This is a genomic window from Actinosynnema sp. NPDC023658 (genome assembly GCF_040639995.1).
In the GTDB taxonomy this organism is placed as follows: Bacteria; Actinomycetota; Actinomycetes; order Mycobacteriales; family Pseudonocardiaceae; genus Actinosynnema.
In genome coordinates this window covers 1-1,835 of the sequence record NZ_JBFAAX010001056.1, presented here as the reverse complement: position 1 = coordinate 1,835, position 1,835 = coordinate 1, and the positions used below count along the sequence as shown (strand labels likewise).

Below are 1,835 nucleotides of genomic sequence, written 5' to 3'. Positions count from 1 at the left end.
GTCGCCGCCGGCTCGCCCTCGCCCTCCACCAACGCCCGCGCCGGATCGGCGGCGGCACCGAGGTGCGCCGGCTCGACCTGGCCTCGCTCGACTCGGTCCGCGCGTTCGCCGCGGGGCTGGCCGTCGACCACCCGGTGGTCGACCTGCTGGTCAACAACGCCGGCGTGGTCCTGCTCGGCCCGCGCCGCACCTCGGTCGACGGCTTCGAGCTGCAACTCGCCACCAACCTGCTGGGCCACTTCGCGCTGACCGGCCTGCTGCTGGACAACCTGGCCGCGGCGCGGGAAGCCCGCGTGGTCAACCTCAGCTCGATCACCCACAAGAACGCGCACCTCGACTTCGACGACCTGATGTTCGAGCGCGACTACCGGGCGTCCGCCGCCTACGGCCGGTCCAAGCTCGCCACCACGGCCTTCGGCGTCGAGCTGGACCGCCGCCTGCGCGCCGCCGGATCACCGGTCGTCAGCGTGCTGGCCCACCCCGGCCTGACCCGCACCAACCTGACCCCGCGCGCCTGGGAGCACCTCGGCCGGCGCGGGCGGTGGATCGCACGACTCGGCCTGCTGGCCACCCAGTCGGTCGAGCGGGGCGCGCTGCCGCAGTTGCGCGCCGCGACCGAACCCGGTGTGCGGGGCGGCCGGTTCTTCGGCCCGGCCCGGCTCTGGGAGACCGTGGGCCCGGTCGCCGAAGCCCGTCTCGGCCGTGATGCCGCCGACCCGGCGGTCGGCAGGCGGCTCTGGGCGGCGGCCGAGGAGCTGACTGGCGTCGCCTACCTCTGACCCCGTGCCGCGGCGGGACCGAGAAGTTTGGGAACGATCGTTCTTGACTGATCGTTCCTCAACTGATTGGGTAGGCGCATGGGCCGACCGAGGAGTTTCGACGAGGACCAGGTGGTGCGGGCCGCGGCGGCGCTGTTCGCGGAACGGGCCTACGACGGGGTGTCCGTGGACGACCTCGTCAGCCACCTGGGCGTGCACCGCAACAGCCTCTACAAGACGTTCGGCAGCAAGCGGGGGCTGTACCTGACCGTGCTGCGCCGGCACGTGGACGACTGCGTCCGCCCGCTGGCCGACGCCCTCGTCGACGCGGGCGGACCGGCGCAGGCCGCGCGCCTGGTCCTGGAGGCGGACCTGGACCTGCTGTTGCTGGCGGCCGTCGAGCGGGCTCCCTCGGACACCGAGGTCGCCGCGCTGGTCGGTGAAGCCCTGGAGGTCCTCGACCGGGCCTTCGACGCCGTCCTGCCCGGCTCGGAGCCGGGGACGTTCACCGCGGCGCTGCTCGGGCTGCGCCTGCGCGCCCGGGCGAACTGCCCGCCCACCGCACTGGATCCCGCCGCGTTGGCGCGGCGGTTCGACCACCGATGAAGGAGCACCGCATGGCGAAGATCGACATCGACGGCGACGACCTGGTCGTCACCATCGAGGGGTTGGACCGGCTCTGGGCGCTCAAGAGCCGCCTGACCATCCCGCTGGCGAACGTCCGCGGCGCCACCGCCGACCCCGGCATCGCCGGGGAGCCCAAGGGGAACCGCGCTCCGGGGGCGCACGTGCCGGGCGTGATCACCGCGGGGACCTTCCACCTCGACGGGGAGCGCGTGTTCTGGGACGTCCACGACCCGGCGAAGGCCGTGGTGATCGAACTGGCCGACGAGCGCTACGCGCGCTTGGTCGTCGAGGTCGAGGACCCCCGCGCGGTCGTCGCGCTCGTCGAGAACGCCGCGCACCGCCCGTGACCGCCGGAGAGGGCGCCACCGCGTCGAGGACCCCGGTCGCGTCCCGGCGTCGGAGGACCGTCTTGTCGCTCACGACCCTGTCGCTCACGACGGCGGTGGCGGT

At 73.9% G+C, this 1,835-nt stretch carries 3 protein-coding genes; all 3 read left to right on the top strand.

Annotated features, from left to right (window positions below; translation table 11 throughout):
• On the top strand, positions 1–779 hold a 779-nt coding region (locus AB0G02_RS38005; RefSeq protein ID WP_360804697.1), incomplete at its 5' end, for an SDR family NAD(P)-dependent oxidoreductase.
• A 78-nt stretch (positions 780–857) separates the two neighbouring features.
• Positions 858–1,364 carry a TetR/AcrR family transcriptional regulator gene (locus tag AB0G02_RS38000; RefSeq protein ID WP_360804694.1) on the top strand — a complete coding sequence of 169 codons (507 nt, stop codon included), beginning with the start codon at positions 858–860 and terminating at the stop codon, positions 1,362–1,364.
• Between the two features lie 11 nt (positions 1,365–1,375).
• The gene (locus AB0G02_RS37995) at positions 1,376–1,732 is read left to right on the top strand and encodes a hypothetical protein (protein ID WP_360804691.1); all 357 of its coding nucleotides are present in this window, start codon (positions 1,376–1,378) and stop codon (positions 1,730–1,732) included.
• Positions 1,733–1,835: the final 103 nt, after the last annotated feature.

Excerpts from the sequence above, each read along its gene's own strand:
- AB0G02_RS38000 (WP_360804694.1), top strand. The coding sequence starts at position 858 with ATGGGCCGACCGAGGAGTTTCGACGAGGACCAGGTGGTGCGGGCCGCG.
- AB0G02_RS37995 (WP_360804691.1), top strand. The coding sequence starts at position 1,376 with ATGGCGAAGATCGACATCGACGGCGACGACCTGGTCGTCACCATCGAG.